The organism is Moraxella oblonga NBRC 102422 (assembly GCF_001598275.1).
Taxonomy (GTDB): domain Bacteria; phylum Pseudomonadota; class Gammaproteobacteria; order Pseudomonadales; family Moraxellaceae; genus Moraxella; species Moraxella oblonga.
In genome coordinates this window covers 70,609-94,987 of sequence record NZ_BCYQ01000005.1, presented here as the reverse complement: position 1 = coordinate 94,987, position 24,379 = coordinate 70,609, and the positions used below count along the sequence as shown (strand labels likewise).

Here is a 24,379-nt window from a genome sequence, read left to right as displayed (position 1 = left end):
GTAACACGAGAATGATTATGAGTAAATTGACCGCCATTCGTGGCTTTAATGATATTTTGCCCACCGAGACCGCCAAGTGGCGAGCGGTGGAGCATATTTTGACCCAAGTGCTTGATGGCTATGGATTTAGTCAAATCCGTCTGCCATTGGTTGAGCAAACCGAGCTGTTTGCCCGTGGTGTTGGCGAGGCGACCGACATTGTTGAAAAAGAGATGTTTGGTGTGGTACATGGCAATCAAAACACAGGCAAGGACGAGGGTGAGAGCTCATTTACCCTACGCCCAGAAGGCACAGCAGGGTGTGTGCGTGCGGTGGTGGAGCATAATTTAACTCGTGGCGATACCCCAAAACTGTGGTATCTTGGCAATATGTTTCGCTATGAACGCCCCCAAAAAGGGCGTTATCGCCAGTTTACCCAGCTTGGAGTGGAGAGCTTTGGCAGTGCTTTGCCTGATGCCGATGCTGAGCTGATTGCGATGACGGCGATGATGTGGAGAAGGCTTGGCATTGATGAGCATGTTACTTTACAGCTCAACACCTTAGGTGAAGCACACGAACGCTTGGCATACAAAAATGCACTGGTTGAATATCTGACCGCCCACTTTGATGGGCTTGACGATGACAGCCAACGCCGTGTCAGTACCAATCCTTTGCGAGTGCTGGACAGCAAAGATGAGCAAACCCAAGCCATTCTTTTGGGAGCACCCAAGTTATCCGACTTTTTGGGTGAGGAGAGTCGTTTGCATTTTGAGCAAGTGCAAAATTATCTGCACACGTTGGGCATTGATTTTGAGATTAACGAAAAACTCGTGCGTGGGCTTGACTATTATAACAAAACCGTCTTTGAATGGGTTACTGACAAACTAGGCTCGCAAGCGACCGTGTGCGGTGGTGGGCGTTATGATGGGCTGGTTGGCATTGTTAAGGGCAAGGCAGAACAGAGTGAGCCTGCGGTGGGCTTTGCGATGGGGGTGGAGCGTTTGATGTTGCTTATCGAGGCGGTCAATCCGATTGAGGCAAAGGCAGACTGTGATGTGTTTGTGGTTGCCAGTGAAGATGTGTATATGAATGCTGTACTCTATGCCCATCAGCTACGCCTAAATAATCCAACTTTGCGTGTCAAAATGGCATCGGCAACCAGCCTAAAATCGCAAATGAAAAAGGCGGATAAATCAGGGGCAAAATACACGGTGATTATTGGGCAAGATGAAGTTGCCAATGACACCATCAGCGTCAAAAATATGCACACTGGTGAGCAAGTAACCGCCTCCATGAATGAGTTTAACTTTGATAAGTAAATAACATGACACAAAACAATTCAAACATGACCGACAAGCAAGCGTTAAATGCCCTAAAACAGCACGGTGGTAACATCGTGATGGTGGCGGTATTGGCGTTGGCAGGTTTTTTTGGTTGGCAGTTTTATCAAAAAAACTATGCCAAAGTGGATACAGTTGCCGCCGACAGCTATACGTTGATTGGTGAAAAAAATGATGGTATCATCGCCAAGCAACAAACAGCAGTTGATGATACTGCCAAAGCCGAACTTGCCAAAGAGCAAGAAGAATTATTTGCTGATATTGACAAATTGGTGGCGACACATGGTGAAACCGCCTACGCATGGCAAGCACTCATGATAAAGGCTCGTCAGCAGACGGACGGGGGAGACTATGCTGGGGCGACAGACACACTTAAAAAAGCTCAAACCATCAACCTTGATGATGAAGGTTTGTCTGCCATTACCACATTACGCCTTGCCCAAGCGATGCTGGCAAGTGGCGATGTGAATAACGCATTAAGCCTTGCCAATGGTGCAATGCCAAAGGCGTTTGAGCCATCTCGCCAAGAGCTTTTGGGGGATATTTATGTGGCTAAAAATGAGACGGAGGATGCCAAAAAAGCCTATGATTTGGCATGGCAAGCCCTGACAGAGCGTGGTACGGAGCGTTCATTGTTGAGCTTAAAAATGCAGTCGCTTGGCATGAATCCGACACCCATCAAACCTAAGAATGTCGTGGTGGCAGAATCTGCGACCTCTGCCCCTGTGGCGACCAAGCAGGGCGAGTCAACTACTGATGAGACGAAGCCTACACAAAATACAGACACCATGTCTGACAAGCAAGAGTAATCCTATGAGAATGACAAAAACCATTTTGATGTGCACACTTTTGGCAACAGCTTTGACAGGTTGTCAATCCATCAAAAGTTTTGGTAAAAGTGAAAAGGTCAATACCAAGCCTGCTTCATTAACCAAATTAGAGCAACCCATATCGGTGCTAAGTCCTGTGTTTAGTGTGTCTTTGCCAGAGTCCAAAAGTCTAAAAAAGGGCGTAAATAAAAAAGATGTGATTGACCTACAAGTGGCAGTTGTGAATGGCACAGTTATCGCAGGTAGTCGTTCGGGCGTGGTAAGTGCCTATCAGGGCAATCAAGCCATATGGTCGGTTGATATTGGTAGCCCTATCACCAGTGGTGTAGGAGCAAATGATGACGTGGCGGTCGTGGGTACTCGCACAGGGCAGGTGGTGGCGATTGATGTCGCAAACGGACAAATCCTTTGGCAAAAATTCTTACCCAGTTCATCGCTTGCCCCTGCGTTGGTGGGCAATGGTAGGGTGATTATTTCTGCCAACGATGGCATTTTGTATGGATTAGATTTGCAAAATGGCGAACAGGTTTGGCAATTTAGTACCCAAAACCCAGAGGTGAGTGTGCGTGGTACTGCCAAGCCTTTGAGTTTGGATAATCAGACAGCGATTTTTGGGACGGCAGACGGACGTATTCATGCTATTAATCCACGTTCAGGTTCACCGCTTTGGACTCGTCGTATCGGATTTGCGACAGGGGCAAGCCAAGTCAATCGCATGAGCGATGTTGATGGTACACCACTCATTATGGGACGTTATTTGTATGTGCCAAGTTATAGCGGACAGTTAGCGGGTTTTGACATGAGTCGTGGACGACTGATGTTTACCGCTGAACTTGCGAGTACCAAAAGCCTTGCCATGCAAGGAGGTTTGCTCTTTGGGGTGAGTGTGGTCGGTGATGTTGTGGCGTTTGATGCCATGAGCGGTCAAAAGGTATGGGAAAATAATGAGTTAAAATATCGCAAACTCACCAACCCTGTTGCCATTGGGGATTATGTGGCGGTAGGTGATTTGGACGGGGTGATTCATCTGTTTGATAGTGCAGGTAAAATTGTTAGTCGTAGCGAAACCAAAGGACAGTTAACCAGTCTGTATGTCATTGATGATCGCTTATATACTCAAACCGCCAATGGGGTGTTGTCGGTGTGGCAATCCAACTGATTTGGTAAAAATAAAAACCAATATTCATTAGGATATTGGTTTTTATTTGTGAGTATTATTGTTTATGAATTTGGAGTTGTCTTTGGGTATTATTTGCCAAACCTAAAATTTGACGTGTTGCAGAGCGAATTGCAATTCATCCTATGCCTAATGGTGGATTTTGTATTATTTTTACAGTTTTTTGATGTTTATGATTTTGTCATACACCAATCATAAATCCGCCCATTTTTCTTTATCTTTAAACATACATTCATCAAATACCACGCACGCACCGCATTTTGGACTTCTTGCCATACAAGTATAACGACCATGCAAAATCAAATAATGATGAGCGTCCACCAAATATTGACTAGGAATGCGTTTCATTAGGGCATTTTCTACCGCCAGCACCGTTTTACCTGTGGCAAGCCCTGTGCGATTGCCCACCCGAAAAATATGAGTATCCACCGCCATCACAGGCTCGCCAAAAGCGGTATTTAACACCACATTGGCGGTTTTTCGCCCAACACCTGCCAATGCTTCTAACTCGGCTCTGGTACGAGGTACTTGCCCACCATGTTTATCCAATAGGTCTTGACAGGTTTTGATGACATTGGTTGCCTTAGAATTATAAAGCCCGATGGAGTTAATATAGGATTTTAATCCGTCCACGCCCAACGCCAATATCGCCTGTGGGGTGTTGGCAACTGGAAATAGGCGAGCAGTGGCGATGTTTACACTTTTATCAGTGGCTTGGGCAGAGAGCATGACAGCGATGAGTAATTCAAATTCATTAGAATAATTAAGTTCGGTAACAGGGTCTTTGATGTGTTGGCTTAATTTTTCAAAAAATTTTAAGCGATTATCGGCATTCATTGGACGAGATGGCGGTGTGTCAGCAGTTTTGGCGATTGCCAATTTGGATTGGTTGTTTTTTGGTTGAGAAGGTTTTTTGGTTGTCATTGTATTTTTGTAAATATGGCATAAAATCATGGTTGATTATAGCATAAATAGACAAAATGATTTTAAGATTTATTTGATAAAAATTGATTGTAATGATTGATTGTTTTGATTATAATAAAATGCTAATCACATATGTTGCTCAACCATACTAAATGTTATTGGCGTTTATCATTAATCAATGATATTTTTTTATTTGTGATAAAAATTTTCCCAATATGGGTGTTTTGATAAGTATCAAGGGGCGGTGTGGCAGTTGGTGTGTTATAGTAAATTCTATTCAAAAACAAACAAAGGTTTTTTGTTCGTGGTAAGCCTATCAGACCATAACGAAAAACTGTTTCACCCAAAGGCTTAGCTTGGGGTAAATGGTTTTTGTATGATTTTGATGTGAATTAAGTATAGATAATATTGGTTTTGTGGAGAAAGCTATGGCAAATAAAATGACAATGTTGACAACGGTGTTATCAATAACAATGATGTTAATTGCTTGTAACGAAAATACAAGCTCTTTGTCAAACAACCCCACACCATCTACCCAACAAACAACGAGTAATACAGACGCTAAGGTTAAGTTTTCTACTGTACCCTTTAAATATGAATTGCCACAGGCGATGAAAGATGCGTGTGATTTTGACAAAAACAAAAATGAGGAATATAGCCCTTGTACTCAAATTGAGGTTGAACTTGTCAAAATCGAACCTGCGTGGATAGAGCAAATAGTTAATAAGGCGATTACCAATGATGATGGTTCAAAATTAATCAAATTTAAAAAGACGATTGATGAATTTGTAAATGAAAATTTAGAATTTATCAACGAAATGAAAGAGATTGCCAAAGAAAATGGTGAAGAGGCTATATCTGGCATGGGCTATGTGTGGCATACAAAGCCAGAAATGCTCCCTACATTTAATCATTTGACACAAATTGCTATTTATAATGATATGTACATGGGTGGGGCTCATGGGGTACAAGATGTTAATTATTTGATTTTTGACATGGATTTACAAAGTCAAATCCAGTTGCATGATGTGATTAGAAACGAAAAAACAAGTGAATTTCATGAGTTGTATCATAGGGCTTTTAAAGACTATTTGGCAAAAGAATTGGAAATCACCACAGAAGAAGATATTCAAGAATACGAAGACATGTGGTCGTTTAAATTGGCGGAGAATTTTTATTTTAATAAAGAAGGTTTGGTGTTGGTGTATTCGCCTTATGAAATGGGGGCATATGCACAAGGTTTTATTGAATTGACCGTGCCCTATGATAAATTGACTCCAATATTAAAAGAGTCATATTTGCCAAAATCATAAATGTATTTTGGGCGTTAAAAGTGGTAAAAGGGTTTGTGTGATGAATTTGCCACTTTACTTCAACCAAAATATCAAGTATAATACGCAACATTCGGGCTCATAGCTCAGTTGGTTAGAGCAGAGGACTCATAATCCTTTGGTCGCAGGTTCAAGTCCTGCTGGGCCTACCATTTAAAAAAGACTTGCTTTTGGCAAGTCTTTTTGCTTTGGGTAAAATTTACTATTGCGTGAGTTGATGCTTGGCGTTAAGCTGAGTTTGTCCTACCCAATCTTGGCTAAATTGGTAAGCCACACGTCCAGAGCGTCCACCACGAGTGCCTGCCCATTGCAATGCTTTTGTTTGTACGGTGTCATCATAAACCACGCCATGCTTACCAAGATGGTGTGCGACTATGTCTAGATATACAGATTGACTCATGGGGTGAAAAGACAACCAAATCCCAAAGCGATCGGAGAGCGAAACGCTTTCATCAATGGTTTCATAAGGATTGACTTCGTCTGTTTGTCCGTTGTAGATATTGACGTTGTCTTTCATCAGTTGGGGGAGTAGATGTCGGCGGTTGCTGGTTGCATAAATCAACAAATTGGCTTGCTCACTGTCGGTTGCTCCGTCCAGTATACTTTTTAGGGTGCGGTAATTTTCGTCTTGGGCATTAAATGCCAAATCATCGCAGTAGATGATATAACGACAGTTATTATTTGCTTGTTTTATGGCGTGGCGGACACGGCTTAGGTATTGCAAATCATCTCGTGCCATCTCAATAATACGCAGTCCATCATTTGCAAAAGTGGCAAGCAATGCCCGAATCAGTGATGATTTGCCAGCACCTCGTGTGCCAGTCATCAATACATGGTTGGCAGGTAGGCGTGCGATGAACTGACGGGTGTTGGTGATGAGCCTTTCTTTTTGGGTGTCAATGCCAAGCAAATCATCAAAACTCACCGAATGTGATACATCAACAGGTGCCAGTGTGCCGTTTTTGCCACCCACCCAACGATATACCAACACATCAGCATTTAGGGTAATAGGCTGTGCGGTACGTTCTGTTAGGTAGGTGGTGGCAAGGTCAATTAGGTGTTGGGGTATCATAATTTTGTCTCGGGTTGTGGCTGGGCATCGTGAATTTTGTGAATGATGGCGATTTCGGCTTCCATGAACGGCTCAACAAAATCTTCAATCTTTTTTAGCGGCTTCATGGCATGTAGACCTTCACCAATAAAATCATATAAAGGCTGATAGCCGTTATGGTATGCCACGCCTTTGGCAAGTTTAAAAGCGTTTTGTAGAATAAATGATGTGAAATATTTGTGGGATTGTTCACAAACATAGGCGATTTTTTGAACCTGTTCAAGGCGGACAGATTTGGCATTGGCTGTTTTGTAAAGCATGCTCATGATTGTGCCATCGATGGGTTCGTATCTTTGCTGTTCGTATAAAATTTGTGCCAATGCCAAGTCCAATTTGACATTTTCTACGGCAACTTGTACGCCCATGACACCTGCTTCTAGGGCGTTTTGGGGAATGAGTTTTTCAAGTTTGCCTGAGCCATTTAGGGCATTTTCACCTGCCACCAAAAGTTGGTCAGCAAGCTCACTAAACGCATCATCGCTATAAATTTTTTCAACCAAATAATGAGTTAATAGCGTGGTTTTTTCTTCGTCAAACAGGTCTTGATGAGTGCGTTTTAGGCGGTGTTTTTGCCAAGTTTGGATTTTGTGTAAAATCTGCTTTAATTCAGGATTGGTGTGGTGGGGTAGGTCTTTGTATTCAAGTAGGGTATCAACAAGGATTTGGATTTGTGACATAATGATTTCTTTTAATAAACATAAATAGAACAGTCGTTAATTATGGCGACAGTTGTACCAAAAGTCAAGTTTAATATCGTTAATGATGTTTTGTTACAAATTGGTTTAAATCATAACAAGAAGTGTGCTAAAATATGATTAGTTATTATTTCTATGATTGCATCTCCATGATAAAAAGATACCATAAAACCGTTAGCTCTATTTGTCTAGGGCAACGGTTTTTTTGCGTTTTAATCAACCGAAGGCGTAAGTTATCTTAGTTTATCAGGATGATAACATCCACTTTCATCCTTAAAGTTTAGCAAACGGCGGATTTATGACCCAAGCAAAACAAACAACCCCTATGATTGCAAATGTTGGTTTCGCTCTACTCATGTTGGGTATGAGCATTTATTTTGTGATGTGGGGGCTTGATTATACCAATCATCAACAGATGGCGTTATTTCTTGTAGCGTCATTTTTTGGTATATTTATGGCGTTTAACATTGGTGGCAATGACGTTGCCAACTCTTTTGGTACATCTGTGGGAGCAGGGACGCTCACCGTTACCCAAGCGTTGGCGGTGGCAGCGATTTTTGAAGTGTCGGGGGCGGTGTTGGCTGGGGCTGCCGTTACAGATACGATTAGAAGTGGTATTGTGGATATGGATGGCTTAAACGTCTTACCCAACCAGTTTATTTATCTGATGTTGTCAGCCCTAGCGGCGGCAGCGTTTTGGTTGTTGTTTGCCACCAAAAAGGGTTTGCCTGTTTCAACTACCCATGCCATCGTTGGTGGTATTGTGGGTTCGTCAATTTTGCTAGGTATTAATGTGGGTGGAGTACAGTTTGCTTTTGAAACGGTGAAATGGTCAAAAATTGGCGAGATTGCGATAAGTTGGGTCATCTCACCTGTGCTTGGTGGGGCGTTGTCTTATGCGATTTATGGGCTTGTTAAGAAAAATATCTTAGCCTATAACGATGACATGGAAATCAAAGTCAAAGCCCTAAAAGCTGAGAAAAAAGCCCTAAAAGCCCAACAAAAAGCCCATTTTGAAAACCTTCAAGAAGAAGAAAAATTAAACTACACTAACGCCTTGCTAAGAGACCAAGAAATCTACAAAGAGGTGGACAGTGCTGATGAGCTTGAAACTGATTATTATAAAAAACTTCATGAGCTTGAAAATAGACGTGATAACCTAGATACCTTAAAAGCCCTAAAAACATGGGTGCCACTCATTGCAGCCTTAGGGGCGGTGGTGATGACAGCGATGGTGGTTTTTAAGGGTTTGCAAAACACGGGGCTAAATCTCTCCACACTTCATTCGGCATTGGTGATGGGTATGATTGGGGCGATGGTGTGGCTAACTGCCTTTATTTATACCAAAACCATTCGTGGCAAACACAAGGAGGATTTGGGCAAGGCGACTTTCATCATGTTCAGCTGGATGCAGGTCTTTACTGCCTGTGCTTTTGCATTCTCTCATGGTTCAAACGACATTGCCAACGCCGTAGGTCCTTTTGTGGCGATTATGGACGTTATTAAATATAATGCGATTGAGGCACAAGCCACTGTTCCTGCCCCTGTGATGGTAACTTTTGGTGTGTCGCTCATCGTTGGGTTGTGGTTTATTGGCAAAGAAGTGATTCAGACAGTTGGCACAAATCTGACCGAAATGCACCCTGCCTCTGGTTTTTCGGCAGAATTGTCGGCAGCGACAGTGGTGATGGTGGCATCAAGTCTGGGCATTCCTGTATCAAGCACGCATATCCTTGTAGGTGCAGTACTTGGGATTGGTTTGGTTAATAAAAGCACCAACTGGAAACTTATGAAGCCTATTGGACTTGCTTGGGTGGTTACATTACCTGCATCAGCACTGATTAGTGTGTTGGTGTATTTGATTTTGACAAATATCTTTCATTGATTGATGAGGGAGGGTATGATAATACGCTCCTTTTTATGTATTTAGAGGAAATTTGTATGGCAAATTTGGCGTTATTTGATTTGGATATGACCATGCTTAACGTGGATAGCGACCACAGTTGGGGGCAGTTTTTGGTGGAGCGTGGACTTGTGGATAGCGAGTTTTACAAGTCTATGAATGATAAATTTTACCAAGATTATATCAAAGGCACGCTTGATGCGGTGGAATATAACGAATTTGTGGCAAGTTTTTTAAAAACCAAAACCATGAGCGAGCTTGTCTCTTATCGCAATGATTATTTGGACATTTGGATACGTCCTGCCATGCGACCAAAGGCGGTAGAGCGGATTAATTTTCATAAAAATCAAGGTGATACAGTCGTGGTCATCAGTGCTACCAACGATTTTGTGGTTGTGCCGATTGCTTCGTTGTTTGGTGTTGATAATGCACATACTTTGGCGACACGCCTAGAAGTGGTGGATAATGCCTATACAGGGCGTGTGGCAGATTTGCCCAATTTCAAAGATGGTAAAATTTTTCACCTAAAAAACTGGATAAAGGCCCAAAATGACAAAGGCATACATTTTGACAAACTCATTGCTTATTCGGATTCTAAAAATGATTTGCCCCTTTTGAGTTTTGCTGATGAAGCGGTGTGTGTTTGCCCTGATGAGATTTTGCAATCACATGCCACAGAGCAAGGCTGGCAAGTGGTGGATTGGCGGATTTGAATGTTAAAAAAATAAAAAAGGCGTATCAACATACGCCTTTTTGTTGGGAGTTATCAAGATTATTTCATGAAAGGGAGGGTTAAAAAACCTTGTAAGATTGCGACGTTCATCAAATCCACAAAGAATGCCCCAACCATAGGAATGATTAAAAAGGCTTTGTGTGATGGACCATAGCGGTCGGTGATGGATTGCATATTGGCAACGGCGGTGGGCGTTGCTCCCAAACCAAAACCGCAATGCCCTGCTGCTAGTACGGCTGCATCATAGTCTTTGCCCATGACTCTAAATGTAACAAAATAGGCAAAAGCAATCATAAATACAGTCTGCACACCCAAGATAATCACAAGCGGGCCAGCTAGGTCAGCCAGTTGCCATAATTTTAAGGACATCAATGCCATCGCCAAAAATAGACTCAAAGAAGCATTACCAAACACATCAATGGCACGGTCAAACATCTCAAAATTAAAAATGTTGGTCAAAACGTTACGTAAAATCACACCAGTACCAAGCGCCCAAACGAAGGTAGGTACTTTTAATTTGGCAAGCCACTCAATTTCTTTGGCGACACCACTCATATAGTCAGCTGCTACCAAACATACAGCAAACAGAGCAAGCGTCTCAATCACAGACGTGGCGGTGATGAGACGGACACCGTCATGTTTTTCAAACATGGTTTTGTTGGCATCGTTATCGTCATTGACTGGTTGAGTATTGGTTTGGTTGTCAATGGGTTGTCTGCCCAATTTTTTTACCAAACGTTTTGCCACAGGACCACCAATCAGACCGCCAGCGACCAAGCCATAAGTTGCCGCTGCAATACCTACGGTGGTCGCCCCAGTCAAGCCATAGCTATTTTCTAGGGTAGGTCCCCAAGCCCCTGCCGTGCCATGACCGCCTGTCAATGGAATAGAGCCTAATGCCAACCCCATGATAGGGTCAAGCCCCAACATAGAAGCTAATGCCACGCCTACGCCATTTTGTAAAATCACAAACACGCCAACCAAAGCAGTCAGTATCAGAAGTGGTGTACCTCCTGCTTTAAGGCGACTAAAATCTGCCGACAGACCGATTGATGAGAAAAACATGAGCATACAGGCGGTTTGTAAGTCTGTTTGAATGTTAAAGGTATAACCAAGTGTGATGTTTAGGACATAAACAATCAGTGCCGCAAGTAAACCACCTGCCACAGGTTCTGGTATGTTAAATTCTTCTAAAAATTTGATTTTTTTGACCAAAAGCTGACCGATAAGTAACACAATGGTTGCCAAAATCAGCGTATAGTAGCCATTTAACGTAATTTCCACGTTAGCTCCTTAAAAAAGAAAAGGCGTATTACAGTTAAATACACCTCTGTGATATTTATAAAAAAAATTCAATTATAAATAAAAAACATTCATAAATCAAATAATGATTGTGTATACGCTTGTTTTTTCTTAGCTTTTGGGGTAAAAATTTGCTATAATAATCGCTTTTAGTTTTTAAATACACAGGTCATCTCATGGAAATCGCCTCCTACCAAGAACAAATCAAAGATTTACAAACTCGTGGCAAAGAGCTTTGGCAGTATCTTGATGTTGAAAGTAAAAAAGAACGCCTAGAAGAAGTAAACTTGGAGCTTGAAAACCCTGAGCTTTGGAATAATCCTGAGCTTGCCACTAAGATTAGCAAAGAAAAATCTGTGCTAGACGGTATCGTGGGTGTGGTGGACAGCTTGACCGCCAAACTTGAAGATGCCTTAGCCATGCTTGAACTTGCGGTAGAGGAGGGCGATGAGAGCTTGCTTGCTGATGTGCAGGCTGAGCTTGATGAGGCTGCCAAAAGCGTAGAAGAGTTGGAATTTAAGCGTATGTTTAGTGGTGAAATGGACGCTAATAACTGCTATTTAGATATTCAGGCAGGCTCTGGCGGTACAGAAGCTCAAGACTGGTCAGAAATGCTCCTTCGTATGTATTTGCGTTGGTGTGATGCTCATGGATTTAAGGCGGAAGTTTTGGAGGTGAGTGAAGGTGGTGTAGCTGGTATCAAATCTGCCACGATTTCGGTCAAGGGTGATTATGCTTTTGGTTGGCTTCGTACAGAGATTGGGGTGCATCGTTTGGTTCGCAAATCCCCCTTTGATAGCAACAATGGTCGCCACACGTCATTTTCGGCGGTATTTGTCTCACCCGAGATTGATGATAATGTAGAGATTGATATTAATCCTGCTGATTTGCGGATTGATACCTATCGCTCATCTGGGGCAGGTGGTCAGCATGTAAACACCACCGATAGTGCCGTGCGTATCACTCACGGGCCCACAGGTGTGGTTGTGGCGTGCCAAAACGAACGCTCACAGCACGCCAACAAAGATACCGCCATGAAAATGCTCCGTGCCAAACTCTATGAGCTAGAAATGCAAAAACGTATGGAAAAACAACAAGCGTTGGAGGATAGCAAATCCGACATTGGTTGGGGGTCGCAAATCCGTTCTTATGTACTTGATGATTCACGCATTAAAGATTTGCGAACTGGTGTTGAGACTTCCAATACCACCGCCGTGCTAAATGGTGATTTGGATAAATTTATCATGGCAAGCTTAAAAGCGGGACTATAATCCACCCATTGACCAAACAAGGACGTTTTTATGCCTAAATATTTATTTACTTTATTATTTATCAGTTTGTTTGGCTTGGTGGCATGTCAAAAGTCGCCAAGCCAGCCCACCTACCAAGTTTTTTATTATGATATTAACAAGCCAAATGAGCTTTATCCACTTGGCGAAACCACAGGTGTAGCATTTGGTTATGTTTATGATTTTAAAGGGATTGAGGGTAAAAATTTGGGAATTTTATGGCAAGGCGAATTAAAAAATACCCAAAAAGATGGACTTGCTGTCCAATCTGATGACATTACTTCTTTAAAAATCAATGGGCAAGAAATCAAGTTGTCGCACAACGCTTTTACCCAGTTATCACTTGATAAAGGCAAATACCCCATTGAAATCCGTTATGAACCCAAATGGCATGCAGGCGAGGCGGTATTAAACTTTTTGCCAAAAGATGAGATTGTCAATCCTGACGAATTGCCCCAAAAGCTTGGTTTAAACAGCGATGATGTCATTACTTTTGCCACGCTTGACGAGCAAAGCGTGGGTGTTGGTATTGATTTGAACACAGGGCAAAAAATAGAGCAAACGCTTGCCACCAATACCCTGCCACATACCACACTCACTCTATCGCCAGACATGAGCGAACAGGTGTTGGTGTTATCCTCACCCAGTTTGTTAAATGTTCATATTATCCCTGATGGTGTCAAGGTTAAAGCCATCATTGCTTTTGGCAACATCGGACAAATTGTGGGCGTAGATGGTGTGCCGATTTACCGCATGACACAAGAATGGGATGATGACTGGTGGGCAACCAATTGCGACTGTATCGGTGGAACACAGTTACATTGCTCTACTGATGAAGGTAGCTATCAGCACATCAACACCTTTACCCAAACCCTAAACGGTCAATCACCCACACTATGGTATCGCCAAGAGTCGGGTTGGCAGTCGTTTGATAACATCAAGTCATTATACACCCAAGCCATACAAGAGCTGGCGGATGCGAAGGCTCGTTGTGGCGGTGAAGCATCTCCTAGTTTTACTAATAATGCTCCTAGCCTTATAAGCAATGACAACATAAATACAACAAATGCAGGTAAAAGTTGGCTCTCACAACTTGGGGTGGACATACCCCAAAAGGGCTTTGTGGCGTATTATTTTAACCGTGATAATATGACAACGCCAATTGCCACCGAAAATGTACCGCACATTGGCATCAAATATCCTTATAAAGACTTTCATGACATTCCTGCCGAGAAATTTGCAGGAGCTTGGGCAGGATATATCAGCGTTCCCAAAGATACGATGATGTCCATGCAATATGACATGAGTTGGTCGCAGTTGCGGGTATTTTTGGACGGCAAAGAAGTCTTTTATCATCGGCATGGCGAAAATGGCACGCCCCAAGAAGGCAGTTTTGATTTGCTTATTTCCAAAGGTAGGCACCGCTTAGATGTTGAACATATCAATCATTGGCACACCGTAGGGTTTGCTTTGCACCCCCAACCCAAACTGAATGAGTACCCCAATGACAAAGCCAAAGAGCTGGTTAATAGTCCTGCTTATGATGTCGTATCGGTATCGGTTTATGAAAGTGAAAATCGTGATAGTACGTTGCCCATCTCCCTACCAAATACCCAAAAACCTGTGGTGCTTGTGTTAAAAAGTCATAATTCGGTATTTTGGCAACTACCTACAAACAGTCGCATTCATGCGGTGATTATCAAAGATGGTAGAGGTGTGGTAACAGGTGGCACTGCCCCTGTATTGCGTGTGGAGAATTTACCTTCTCTAAAAGCACCATATCAGCATTTTTATGAATATGCACCTGCCCAAGTAGAAAGTCATCAATTTAAGATGGATTAGGGTTGTTTGGTACGCCTAAAATCCAATCAAAGGCATAAGGTACATCTCAATCTTAACTTATGCCAATCTCAATTACAACTCTTTGATTTTGGGGCGAATGACAATTCGCCCTTACATCTTAAAAACAAATATACCAACCGAATCTAAAAACTGGTACAAAAACCGTTCGCCCTAAGCTAAGCCTTTGGGTGAGACGGTTTTTTGTCATGGCTTGACAAGCTCACCACGAAAAAACTTTGTTTTTGAATAGAATTTACCATAACTTGAATCAATAAGATGTGATTTTAAGTTGGGAATGAGATTTCACTTAGCATTGCAAACGATTTATTTAAACACTTGTTTTTCGTTATTGGGATAAAAATGATAATCTGCCCAATAAAAATCAATCAGTTGAGCAAGGTGGGCAACTGGTGAACGCATTGATTGATTTAACCAATAATATTTATCATAGAAATATATAATAAAAAGTTATTGGTTTTTAGTATAGACCAATTATTGATAATAATTATTGTTTTTATTATATTTTTGAATTACAATAAAGAACATTTGCTAAAAATCCCTTAACATTTCAAAAGGATTGTTTATGTTGATTGGTTCTTTAAATCCATCTTACAAATTTACATACTTGCCATTGACGATGGCGATTTTGACGTTATTGACAGCGTGCGGGTCTGGCGGTTTTAATAACCCAAATTTAATCGTTGATGGGCATTCACAAGTTGCTCCTGTGATACCTACCACCCAAACACCCCCTACCACGCCACCTCCTACCAACCCAAGCGACCCATTAACCAAAGCGGTGCAGGGCAGTTTTATGCCCATTCCCAAAAGAAATCAGGTTTATGATGCCAATGCAGGGGTATTTGTAGAAGAACATACCCCCCTTGACCCCCAACATTTGGGCGAAATGGGGGCGGACAGTCTTGCCGATTTAAAAGCACAATTAAGCAAAACTTATCAAGGTAAGCCCCTGTATCAAAGCGATGACCAATATGAGTTTGTCAAAGCAGGGTGGTTGTTTGCAGGGATTTTTCCTGATGAGACGGTTAGCCAGACCAAAGATGGTAAAGCTGCCCGTTATGTCAAGGGCGATGGCTTTTTGTATTATTATGGCGACACGCCAACAACAGGACTGTTAAAAGGCAAGGCAACTTATACAGGGCATTGGGATTTTGTCAGCGATGTCAAACGAAAAAGAAGCCAAAGCTCATCAGGACAATGGCTTGGCGGTGGGCATAGTTTTGGTATGGACGACCGTTTTGGCGACAAGATTGGGGCAACCAGTTTTTCTGAACAGATGATTGGTCAAACCACACCAAGGCAGGGCAATCATAAGGCGGTGTTTGAAGCAGATTTTGACCAAAAAACCTTAACAGGGACTTTAAGCACCAAGAAAAAAGCAACCGTTACCACGCCAGAAACCTACCTAGACCGCTATGGCATTCGTGCTACCATTACTGGCAATCGTTTTGTGGGGTCAGCAGTTGCCAAAAACACAGACCCCAATTTTAATTTGTTTAGCCAACACGCTACCAACCGCCTAGAAGGAGGCTTTTTTGGCGACAATGGGCAAGAGTTGGCTGGTAAGTTTTTGAGCGATGATAATTCTTTGTTTGGTGTATTTGCAGGCAAACAAGATGGCACGCCTGCGGTGCTTGACAAAAAATACGATGGTCTTTTGGTAGAAGTTACCCAAGACAAAGACATTAACCCCAAACAAATCGCCCAAATACTGCCCCTTGCCAATTTTGCCAATGTCAATCAGTTGGTGGTCAATGGCAAGGTCATTGACCTGTTGCCAGAGACTGCCAATAAAGTTGGCAGTCAAAACATAGAGTTGTCATCAGGACAAAAAGCGGTTATCACAAGTTTTGGGACGGCTGATGGGGTGCTTAGATTGGGGTCTATTCAAAAAACAGCACCTGCCAACAATTCAAATACGCCCACCCCAGAACAGATTGCCAAAGCCAAAACCAAATTGCAAAATCAAAAAGAAGCACAAGCCGATAAAGTTGATGAGTTGGTATTACAATACATTGATGCCATTGACGAAAACAAAACCCGTCAAATTGCTCGCCTAAAAGAGAACATCATCACCCAAGCCCTAGCAGGATACAGTGATGGTGATGGTAAAACAAATGCCAAAGCCCAATTGGAACACTATCTTAATACACTCAAAGACGACAGCGAAAACGAAGAAGTGCCAGAGCAAATTACCCAATTGGTCAAACAAGGCGATAAATACGATGTCAATGTACAGACCAATTGGCAAGCATTTTTACCAACCAAACCACCCAAAACCACGCCCGTTACTGCCAATGAAAGTTTACAAAGTTTGTATCTTTTGGGCGAACGAACCAATCTTGACAAAATGCCAAAACAAGGCGAGGTCAATTACACAGGGACTTGGCACGCCAAAATTGGCGACCATTACCAAAGCGAGGCAGGTTATGGCAAATACGATGGTAAATCGTCATTTGTGGTAGATTTTGGTAAAAAACGCCTATCAGGTGAATTGATTGAAAAAAGCGGTCTTACACCAGCCTTTCTTATCAATGCCAATATTCACGGTAATGGTTTTACAGGCACGGCAACTTCACGAGCAGATGGCATTAACCTTGACAAAGGACAACAACAAAATGTGCAAATTTTACCCCAAACAGTCAGCACCAATTTGACTGGTGGATTTTATGGCGATGATGCCAAGCATTTGGGTGGGGCATTTAGTTTTGAAAATACTTTGCAAGGCACTGATAAAAAGGTGGTTGGTGGTGCGGTATTTTATGGCACAAAAGAGGGGGATAAATGATGGGTAATCATACTTCTTTTGGGTGTAAAATGTTTCGCCCAACGGCATTGTCGCTTAGTCTTGTGATGATTTTTTCTGCATTAACGCCCACCTTTGCCAATGACCAAATAAACCAACAAGCAGAAACACCTACGGTACAATTGGAAGCGATGAAAATTGGTATTGGTAAACGCCTACACAAAAAAAGCGAAGAAAGTACAGGGCTTGGCAAAACCATCAAGACAATGGACGATATTCGTGAAAATCAAGTAATGTCGGTTAAAGATTTGGTCAAGGATACCCCCGGTGTGGCAGTGGTGGAGCAAGGACGAGGGGCAAGTGCTGGTTTTACCATTCGAGGAATGGACAAAAACCGTGTGGCGGTTAGTGTGGATGGTATTAACCAAATCCAGTCATATTTGGTACAAAAACGCCAATTTGGTGATGGGCGAGAAGGCTCTGGGGCGATTAACGAAGTTGAAATTGAAAATATCAGTGGTATGCAAATCAGTCAAGGGGCAAGTGGTTCTGAATCGGGCTCTGGGGCATTGGGCGGGGCGGTCAGCTTTATGACCAAAAGCATTGATGATGTTGTGGATAAAGACAAATCGCTTGGTTTAACGCACAAATCGGCATATTCTAGTCGTGATAAACAGTGGCTACATTCGGTTGGGATAGGGGCAAGGTTTGGTAAATTTGATGCTTTATTCCAATACACCGACCGCAAAAAAGAGGCGGTTTCACCGCACAAGGACATTTATAAGACCAATTATGAAATTTGGCGGTGGGCAGGCGTGGCTGATGATGACCCAAAACGCCAATTTGTGATGATGGACGAATGCCCAAGTTATGACCCCAATGATGTTAATAGCGTGCTGCCTTGTGCCAAACCCAAATTAAAATTAACCCCAGTCAAAGAGAATGTTTCCGCCAAAGATTATACAGGCAACAAAAGGGTTTTGGGCGACCCAATGGGCTACACTTCTGGTTCATATTTTGCCAAATTGGGCTATACATCTGGCTTGCACCGTTGGCAGGGTGTTTTTGAAAAAACCACCCAACAGTACAACACCCAAGATATGACCAAACACGCCTATCATCTTGTGCCAAATAAGGGGCAGGGTAATTTGGCACAATCGCCTTTTGTGTATCGTGGACAACATTTGGCAGAAGGCTTGATAACCGATAAGGGCATTGGGGCAAATTGGACACAAAGCCAGTTTTTTGATGAACAGCACCAAAAAGAGCGGTTTGGGTTGTCTTATCGTTTTAAAAATGACAAACAAGCAGGCGTGTTTGATGAAGTTGGGCTAAGTTTTGACAAACAAGAAGTGAGCATTGACCATTTGCAATTAGAAAAATACTGCTCGCCTTATCCGATTGTGGACAAACATTGCACCGCAGGGTTTGATAAACCCAATTCTGCCCAGATGCAAAACCGCAAACGCTACACCGAAGACCACCAATTGTTCAAAGCCGATTTTGCCAAAGCCCTAAATGGCGACAAAGTGCGTCATCGTCTTGCTGGTGGGGTAGGCTATGACAAATTTTCGTCTAATTTGTGGATTGGCGATGTGTTGGAAGAGTATTATCACACTGATTTTAAAGAAGAAAAATATTTTTCCAATCCCAAAGGGGGGTTTATTGACATTTATAAAACCGCCAACCGCTATGACAAGCTGGATGTGTGCCGTGATTTTGGGGCTTATGTGGGTGAGGCACGAAAATGTGGCGACCGTCTGATTACAGGACATAATCTGTATGCCAATATCAAGGACACGATGTATATTGGCTCTTTGGCAGATGTCAGTGTGGGCGTTCGCTATGATAAGCACACCTTTAAAAGCGATGACGATTGGACAGGTGGGGGCGATTATGGCAATTGGTCGTGGCATACAGGGCTTGTGGTTAAGCCTACCGACTATTTGGATGTTGCCTATCGTGCGTCTAGTGGTTATCGTGTGCCAAGTTTTAAGGAGTTGTTTGGTTATCGCCTAGATGGTTTGGTTAAGGGCGAAAATGACAATCAGCATTATCGCACCAATGCTCGTCCAGAAAAAGCACTCAATCAAGAAATTGGTTTGTCGTTCAAGGGCGATTTTGGCAATGTGGATGTCAGTTATTTTGACAATCGGTATAAAGATTTGATTGATTTAACCCTAAAAAATGTCCCACAATCAGGACAAGCCTTGCCTTATCAATCGTGGGGCTATCGTAATTATCAAGATGTGCGATTAACGGGGGTAACAGTTGGCGGTAAATTGTATTTTGCTTCTTTTTGGGATAAAATGCCAGACGGTTTGACAGGTAAATTTAGCTATTTACGAACCAATGTCAAGTCCAATGCAATCAAGGACAATTTTGTGTGGGCATCTGGCTACTTTTTGGATACCATTTCGCCAACTCGTTATGTGTTTGGGCTTGATTATACTGCTGATAATGACAAATGGGGCGTTGGAGCGGATTGGATTATCAGCGATGCCAAAGACAGCAATGAAGTGGCAACACTTGTGCTATCGCCAAACGGCAAATCGTATGAGAAAAAAGCCACCAAAATTACTTCTAATGGTTGGAACACGCTGGATTTAACTGCCTTTTATCGCCCAAATGAGCATTTTACCCTAAGAGCAGGCGTGCATAATGCCCTAAATCATCGTTACAGCCCTTGGGAGGCACTGCGTCAGACTTCAATCACCTCTGGCAACGCTCACAATCAAGGCTTGCCTGCCCAATACGCTGGTGCAGGACGCAATTTTGTGTTGTCGGTGGAGAGTAAGTGGTGATGTGGTTATTTTTAACACCCCAATTTGGGGTGTTTTTTTATATCAAATGACTTATTTTTCTAAATTATTTCTATTTTGTAAATATTGTTATACTTATAAAGGGTGGCTTAGCCCAACATATGAGTATTGTTGAGGTGTGGTTTGTTTTGGTTGGTTTTGATGTTAAAATTTGATTTTGTTTATTGATAAAATTAGCATTTGCTATTTATTTTATGTCAGATAGGTGTTAAAATCTTATCACTTATGCAAAATGGTTTTGCAAAGTTTTTCCTCTAAATCTTAAACTAAGGAATGATTATGTCTATTGAACGTATCCGCCACGCCTCTTTGCGTGAAAAAGTCATGACTGCTGAACAAGCAGCTGAGTTTGTTAAAGATGGTATGAACCTTGCTATTACTGGTTTTACAGGTGCAGGTTATCCAAAAGCATTACCTACTGCTATTGCCAATAAAGCCAAAGCAGCTCATGCTCGTGGTGAAAGTTTTGGTATAGGCATGGTTACAGGTGCATCAACTGCTCCAGAGTGTGATGGTGTTTTGGCTGAAGCAGGAGCAATTAAATTCCGCTCACCTTTCCAATCTGACCCAACGTTGCGTAATAGTATTAACGCAGGTCATACCGCTTATCAAGATATGCACTTATCGCATGTTGAACAACAAATGCGTCAAGGTTTCTATGGCAAATTTGATATTGCAATTGTAGAAACTGCAGGTATTACTGAAGATGGTAAATTAATTTTTGCTATGGGCATCGGACATGGTGTCGAAGCAATTAAAAATGCAGATAAAGTCATCATTGAGGTAAACGCTGCTCAAAATGCAGGCTTAGAAGGTATGCATGATGTGTATGGTGAAGTAGGTTTACCACCACATCGTAAGCCAATTCCATTGGTTGGTGCGTTTGACCGTATTGGTTCACCTTATATGGAATGCCCTGAAGATAAAATTCTTGCGATTGTTTTAACCAATGGTGGCGACCGTAACTCTAAGTTTGCTGACCCTGATGACACATCTAAACGTATCGCAAGTCAAATCATCGATTTCTTAGACCATGAAGTAAAAGCAGGTCGTTTACCGAAGAGCTTATTGCCATTGCAATCAGGCGTGGGTAATGTTGCTAATGCGGTCATGGCTGGTCTTTTAGATGCTCCTTTTGAAGATTTAACAGGTTATACTGAAGTATTACAAGATGGTATGCTTGACTTAATCTTGGCAGGCAAAATGAAACACGCATCAGCAACTGCATTATCATTCAGTCCAGACGCTCTGCAACGCTTTAACGACAATATCGAATTCTTGCGTGATAAGTTGATTTTACGTCCAATGGAAATTAGTAACAATCCAGAAATTATCCGCCGTCTAGGCATTATCGGCATGAATGCGATGATTGAAGCTGACATCTATGGCAATGTGAACTCAACACATGTCATGGGTACTAAGATGATGAACGGTATTGGTGGTTCAGGTGATTTTACCCGTAATGGTTTCTTCTCTTTCTATGTCAGTCCATCAACAGCCAAAGATGGTAAAATTTCATCGATTGTACCAATGGTCAGCCATCATGACCATACAGAACATGATGTGATGTTTATTGTAACAGAACAAGGTATGGCAGATTTGCGTGGTAAATCACCAAAACAACGTGCAAAATTAATCATTGAAAACTGTTCACACCCAGATTATCGTGATATGCTCCGTGATTACTATGACCGTGCATTGGCAGTGAGCGAAAAAGCAGGCGGTGTACATACACCACACATCTTGCTTGAAGCATTGTCTTGGCACCAACGCTTTGTAGAAACAGGCGATATGCGTATCAAATAATACGCTTTCAACCCAAAACACCCAAGTTTACCGCTTGGGTGTTTTTTATTAAAAAGTTATCGTAAAAAGTATTTTTTCGTGATTAAAATTGTGTATAATTGTAATGTGTTATGTTTATTTTAATGACTGGGGAAGTTATGTCAAAATTTTCTTTAAAACCGTGTGTATTGCTTGTGTCGGTTGCGATGTTGTCAGCTTGTCAAAGTGTTGCACCACAACAGCAGGGGCAGACGGAGATTGGGGCAAAAGCCTTATTTAGCAACAACAAACAATCATTATCCTATGGAGCAAAAACACAATTTGTACGTGCCTTAGAAACGCATTTGGCAAAGGAGCGTTATGCCGTCTCCACATCTTATTATCAAGCCTTACCCATGTCAAACGAAGGGGCGGACAAAGATTCTGAGAGTATTTGGACGAGTGCCATGAAAGTCTCAGAGTACAAACGTAACCCAGCAAGCAATCCCTTATTTGAACCCTATCGCACCGCAGGGGATTATTTGTACCCCAAGATAGATGGGGTGGAAGTGGATAAAAATGCCGAACTTTATTTGCGTTATGATGATGAAAAGTCAGGCAAAATAGTTGCCACGGTCAGCCGTGAAGTGGGCATGAGTGAAGAATATGGAGAGATTTCTGATGAGATTGACATATTGGCTACTCAGTCAAGAGAATGTATCGGTTCTAATTCTCATGACCTTGACGAACTCATCAAAGAAAACCCAAACATCACCGACCAAAACGCCAAAGTCAAAAAAATCAAACAAAACATCAAAAATTGCCAAACCGATTTTGACAAACAAGTTCGTGAATTGACAACAAAGGCACAAGGCTACCAAAAAAGCGACATCAAACATTTACAAATGTGTGTCAGTCATTACCAAAAAGGCATTAATGACATTTTAAAGCCTACTCGCATACCAAAATCACTCTCTGGCGATGATTATGACCACTATGACATCGTATATGAAAACTATCGTTTATGTACAGATGTTTATAAAAATAGCGTTGTTTTAGAGCCACGCTCTTATGTTGAAAATGGTACTAATCAGCGAGTGTTGGACATGATTGCTGGCACCAAAGCATGTAAAGTGCAAGCGGTCAATGTTCAGCAGACTGGTGATAGAAGTTATAGAACGGACGGTCAGTTTTTCTTACAGAGTCATTTTGATAGCTTAACCTGTATTGATGAGCATTTGCATGAGATGTTAGAAACAGACGAATTGCCAAAACCTGTAACTAATATTGAAGGTATGCGTGAGCGTGAGGATGAACAAGAATCGTTGGCTTATGAATTAAAATACGAAGATGAATACAAAAAATATCGTGGGTTGTCGGGGTGGATACAAGCCTACCGTGAACTAAAAAATACTGATAAGAATGACAAACACGAAGGCAAAGATGACGAGTCAGAAATAGACCTGCCTCCCATCATGGGGTCAAGTGGCAATATGGTGGCGATGATGCTTGACCATTTAAAACAAACGCCTGAACAAGTCATTGCCCAAAATCTCTACCAGTACAACCACACCACTTTAACAAACCTAAGCCATCACAATCCTGCCTCTAAGCGTTTAGATGTGCTTTGGTCGTATGATTTTGAATCGCCAACTGCTGTTCAGTCGGTACAGTTGCCTGTGTCGCTTGACTTTGGGGCAGGTGTGATGAATGCTGATGTATCTGCACTACTACCCATCGTGGCGGCGGTTGCTCCCAAACACGCCCCATTGCCCAAAGATGTGCCACATGGACAGATGGCATTTAAATTGCCTGATGAAATTGCCAAAAAAATCCCCACGGACGTGATTTATGGGGCGATACAGCGTGGTGTATTGATGGCTTATGAAGGTTTGCCTGATGAAAAATTTACCCCCATTGATATCAGTGGTGATGATTTTGCCAAAAGCGTGGGAGCAAAACGTGCAATCAAGATTGAACTTGGTTCAAAAGAACTTGGTAGATTTTTGGGAGCGGTCGCTAAAACAGTTGCCCAAGACTTAAAGACCTATGTGGATAATCATGCCGAGCATTATCCTGACACCATTGCCAAAAAATCTGACAAAGCCAATAATGTCAAAAAAGGTCAGCCCCAAACTGACAAAATCAAAAAAGCCATTGATGACTTTGCGACATTGAGCGGGGCATATCGCATAGGCGATGTGGGTGGTTTGTTTCAAATCATTGAAGGTATTGCCCCATTTAGCATGGATAACATCAACTATGTGTATTTGGATGCCACAGGCAACATCATTGCCATGCAAAACTTAAACACCATTGATGAAAATATACAAAGTGTGCGTATGCAGACGGTCAGTCAAGTTCGTTATGACAAATCTGCATTTGATAAACATGAACTGTCTACCCAATTTGCCAACACTTTTGCTACCAAGCCAAGATTTGATGGTGCAACATGGGCAAAAAATGCCATTGAAGAAACACGCCTAAAAAATAAGGCTCGTGAAGCTCGTGATTGGTATGAGTATGAATCCGATGATGACGAAGCGACAACCAACGATTGATGTATAGAT

General features: G+C 42.1%; 16 protein-coding genes and 1 tRNA gene. 13 read left to right on the top strand and 4 right to left on the bottom strand.

The features are described from left to right. Window positions 1-17 precede the first annotated feature (17 nt). The 3 genes from hisS to bamB are packed head-to-tail and all read left to right on the top strand — an operon-like array spanning window position 18 to window position 3,308. Window positions 18-1,298, top strand: a complete 1,281-nt coding sequence (gene hisS, locus MOB01S_RS01300) for a histidine--tRNA ligase (RefSeq protein ID WP_066800443.1) — start codon at window positions 18-20, stop codon at window positions 1,296-1,298. A gap of 5 nt (window positions 1,299-1,303) precedes the next feature. Continuing rightward, window positions 1,304-2,128 carry a YfgM family protein gene (locus tag MOB01S_RS01295; protein WP_084349566.1) on the top strand — a complete coding sequence of 275 codons (825 nt, stop codon included), beginning with the start codon at window positions 1,304-1,306 and terminating at the stop codon, window positions 2,126-2,128. Between the two features lie 10 nt (window positions 2,129-2,138). Continuing rightward, window positions 2,139-3,308 carry an outer membrane protein assembly factor BamB gene (bamB, locus tag MOB01S_RS01290; RefSeq protein WP_169798108.1) on the top strand — a complete coding sequence of 390 codons (1,170 nt, stop codon included), beginning with the start codon at window positions 2,139-2,141 and terminating at the stop codon, window positions 3,306-3,308. Between the two features lie 210 nt (window positions 3,309-3,518). Here bamB and nth read toward each other — a convergent pair whose 3' ends face one another. Next, window positions 3,519-4,163 carry an endonuclease III gene (gene nth / locus MOB01S_RS01285; protein ID WP_066800554.1) on the bottom strand — a complete coding sequence of 215 codons (645 nt, stop codon included), beginning with the start codon at window positions 4,161-4,163 and terminating at the stop codon, window positions 3,519-3,521. Window positions 4,164-4,690: 527 nt separating this feature from the next. On the opposite strand from nth, the gene MOB01S_RS01280 reads away from it, so the two are divergent. Together MOB01S_RS01280 and MOB01S_RS01275 are read left to right on the top strand one after the other, a co-directional pair. Beyond that, entirely contained in the window at window positions 4,691-5,563 is an 873-nt protein-coding gene (locus MOB01S_RS01280; RefSeq protein WP_169798107.1) for an RsiV family protein, read from the top strand. A 93-nt stretch (window positions 5,564-5,656) separates the two neighbouring features. Next, window positions 5,657-5,733 (top strand) — tRNA-Ile (locus MOB01S_RS01275). 50 nt (window positions 5,734-5,783) lie between these two features. Here the strand turns inward: MOB01S_RS01275 and MOB01S_RS01270 are convergent. Then, window positions 5,784-6,656: an ATP-binding protein gene (locus tag MOB01S_RS01270; protein WP_066800437.1), complete on the bottom strand. Its 873-nt coding sequence runs from the start codon at window positions 6,654-6,656 to the stop codon at window positions 5,784-5,786. After that, complete coding sequence (locus MOB01S_RS01265; protein WP_066800434.1) at window positions 6,650-7,369, bottom strand: FFLEELY motif protein; 720 nt, start codon at window positions 7,367-7,369, stop codon at window positions 6,650-6,652. Before MOB01S_RS01265 ends, MOB01S_RS01270 begins: the two co-directional genes overlap by 7 nt. A gap of 316 nt (window positions 7,370-7,685) precedes the next feature. Here MOB01S_RS01265 and MOB01S_RS01260 point away from each other — a divergent pair, with 316 nt between their 5' ends. Continuing rightward, on the top strand, window positions 7,686-9,272 hold the full coding sequence (locus tag MOB01S_RS01260; RefSeq protein WP_066800429.1) for an inorganic phosphate transporter: 1,587 nt from the start codon (window positions 7,686-7,688) through the stop codon (window positions 9,270-9,272). Between the two features lie 56 nt (window positions 9,273-9,328). Then, a complete protein-coding gene (locus MOB01S_RS01255) occupies window positions 9,329-10,003 on the top strand; it encodes an HAD family hydrolase (RefSeq protein ID WP_066800426.1) in 675 nt (224 codons plus the stop codon). A gap of 59 nt (window positions 10,004-10,062) precedes the next feature. Here the strand turns inward: MOB01S_RS01255 and gltS are convergent, their stop codons facing one another. After that, the gene (gene gltS / locus MOB01S_RS01250) at window positions 10,063-11,307 is read right to left on the bottom strand and encodes a sodium/glutamate symporter (protein WP_066800423.1); all 1,245 of its coding nucleotides are present in this window, start codon (window positions 11,305-11,307) and stop codon (window positions 10,063-10,065) included. A 194-nt stretch (window positions 11,308-11,501) separates the two neighbouring features. Between gltS and prfB the strand changes: the two genes are divergently transcribed. From prfB to MOB01S_RS01220, 6 genes are all read left to right on the top strand, one after another. Further along, window positions 11,502-12,596 carry a peptide chain release factor 2 gene (gene prfB / locus MOB01S_RS01245; RefSeq protein WP_084349565.1) on the top strand — a complete coding sequence of 365 codons (1,095 nt, stop codon included), beginning with the start codon at window positions 11,502-11,504 and terminating at the stop codon, window positions 12,594-12,596. Window positions 12,597-12,626: 30 nt separating this feature from the next. Beyond that, window positions 12,627-14,456 (top strand): hypothetical protein, encoded by a 1,830-nt coding sequence (locus tag MOB01S_RS01240; RefSeq protein WP_066800420.1) that lies wholly within the window; start codon window positions 12,627-12,629, stop codon window positions 14,454-14,456. A 583-nt stretch (window positions 14,457-15,039) separates the two neighbouring features. Further along, complete coding sequence (locus MOB01S_RS01235) at window positions 15,040-17,265, top strand: transferrin-binding protein-like solute binding protein (protein ID WP_066800417.1); 2,226 nt, start codon at window positions 15,040-15,042, stop codon at window positions 17,263-17,265. Continuing rightward, entirely contained in the window at window positions 17,262-20,027 is a 2,766-nt protein-coding gene (locus tag MOB01S_RS01230) for a lactoferrin/transferrin family TonB-dependent receptor (protein ID WP_084349564.1), read from the top strand. Before MOB01S_RS01235 ends, MOB01S_RS01230 begins: the two co-directional genes overlap by 4 nt. A 297-nt stretch (window positions 20,028-20,324) precedes the next feature. Further along, window positions 20,325-21,851, top strand: coding sequence for a succinyl-CoA:acetate CoA-transferase ScpC (scpC, locus tag MOB01S_RS01225; RefSeq protein ID WP_174521828.1), 1,527 nt, complete (start codon window positions 20,325-20,327; stop codon window positions 21,849-21,851). 137 nt (window positions 21,852-21,988) lie between these two features. After that, window positions 21,989-24,370, top strand: coding sequence for a hypothetical protein (locus MOB01S_RS01220; protein ID WP_066800408.1), 2,382 nt, complete (start codon window positions 21,989-21,991; stop codon window positions 24,368-24,370). Window positions 24,371-24,379 lie beyond the last annotated feature (9 nt).

Excerpts from the sequence above, each read along its gene's own strand:
- hisS (WP_066800443.1), top strand. The coding sequence starts at position 18 with ATGAGTAAATTGACCGCCATTCGTGGCTTTAATGATATTTTGCCCACC.
- MOB01S_RS01295 (WP_084349566.1), top strand. The coding sequence starts at position 1,304 with ATGACACAAAACAATTCAAACATGACCGACAAGCAAGCGTTAAATGCC.
- bamB (WP_169798108.1), top strand. The coding sequence starts at position 2,139 with ATGACAAAAACCATTTTGATGTGCACACTTTTGGCAACAGCTTTGACA.
- nth (WP_066800554.1), bottom strand. The coding sequence starts at position 4,163 with ATGAATGCCGATAATCGCTTAAAATTTTTTGAAAAATTAAGCCAACAC.
- MOB01S_RS01280 (WP_169798107.1), top strand. The coding sequence starts at position 4,691 with ATGACAATGTTGACAACGGTGTTATCAATAACAATGATGTTAATTGCT.
- MOB01S_RS01265 (WP_066800434.1), bottom strand. The coding sequence starts at position 7,369 with ATGTCACAAATCCAAATCCTTGTTGATACCCTACTTGAATACAAAGAC.
- MOB01S_RS01260 (WP_066800429.1), top strand. The coding sequence starts at position 7,686 with ATGACCCAAGCAAAACAAACAACCCCTATGATTGCAAATGTTGGTTTC.
- MOB01S_RS01255 (WP_066800426.1), top strand. The coding sequence starts at position 9,329 with ATGGCAAATTTGGCGTTATTTGATTTGGATATGACCATGCTTAACGTG.
- prfB (WP_084349565.1), top strand. The coding sequence starts at position 11,502 with ATGGAAATCGCCTCCTACCAAGAACAAATCAAAGATTTACAAACTCGT.
- MOB01S_RS01240 (WP_066800420.1), top strand. The coding sequence starts at position 12,627 with ATGCCTAAATATTTATTTACTTTATTATTTATCAGTTTGTTTGGCTTG.
- MOB01S_RS01235 (WP_066800417.1), top strand. The coding sequence starts at position 15,040 with ATGTTGATTGGTTCTTTAAATCCATCTTACAAATTTACATACTTGCCA.
- MOB01S_RS01230 (WP_084349564.1), top strand. The coding sequence starts at position 17,262 with ATGATGGGTAATCATACTTCTTTTGGGTGTAAAATGTTTCGCCCAACG.
- scpC (WP_174521828.1), top strand. The coding sequence starts at position 20,325 with ATGTCTATTGAACGTATCCGCCACGCCTCTTTGCGTGAAAAAGTCATG.
- MOB01S_RS01220 (WP_066800408.1), top strand. The coding sequence starts at position 21,989 with ATGTCAAAATTTTCTTTAAAACCGTGTGTATTGCTTGTGTCGGTTGCG.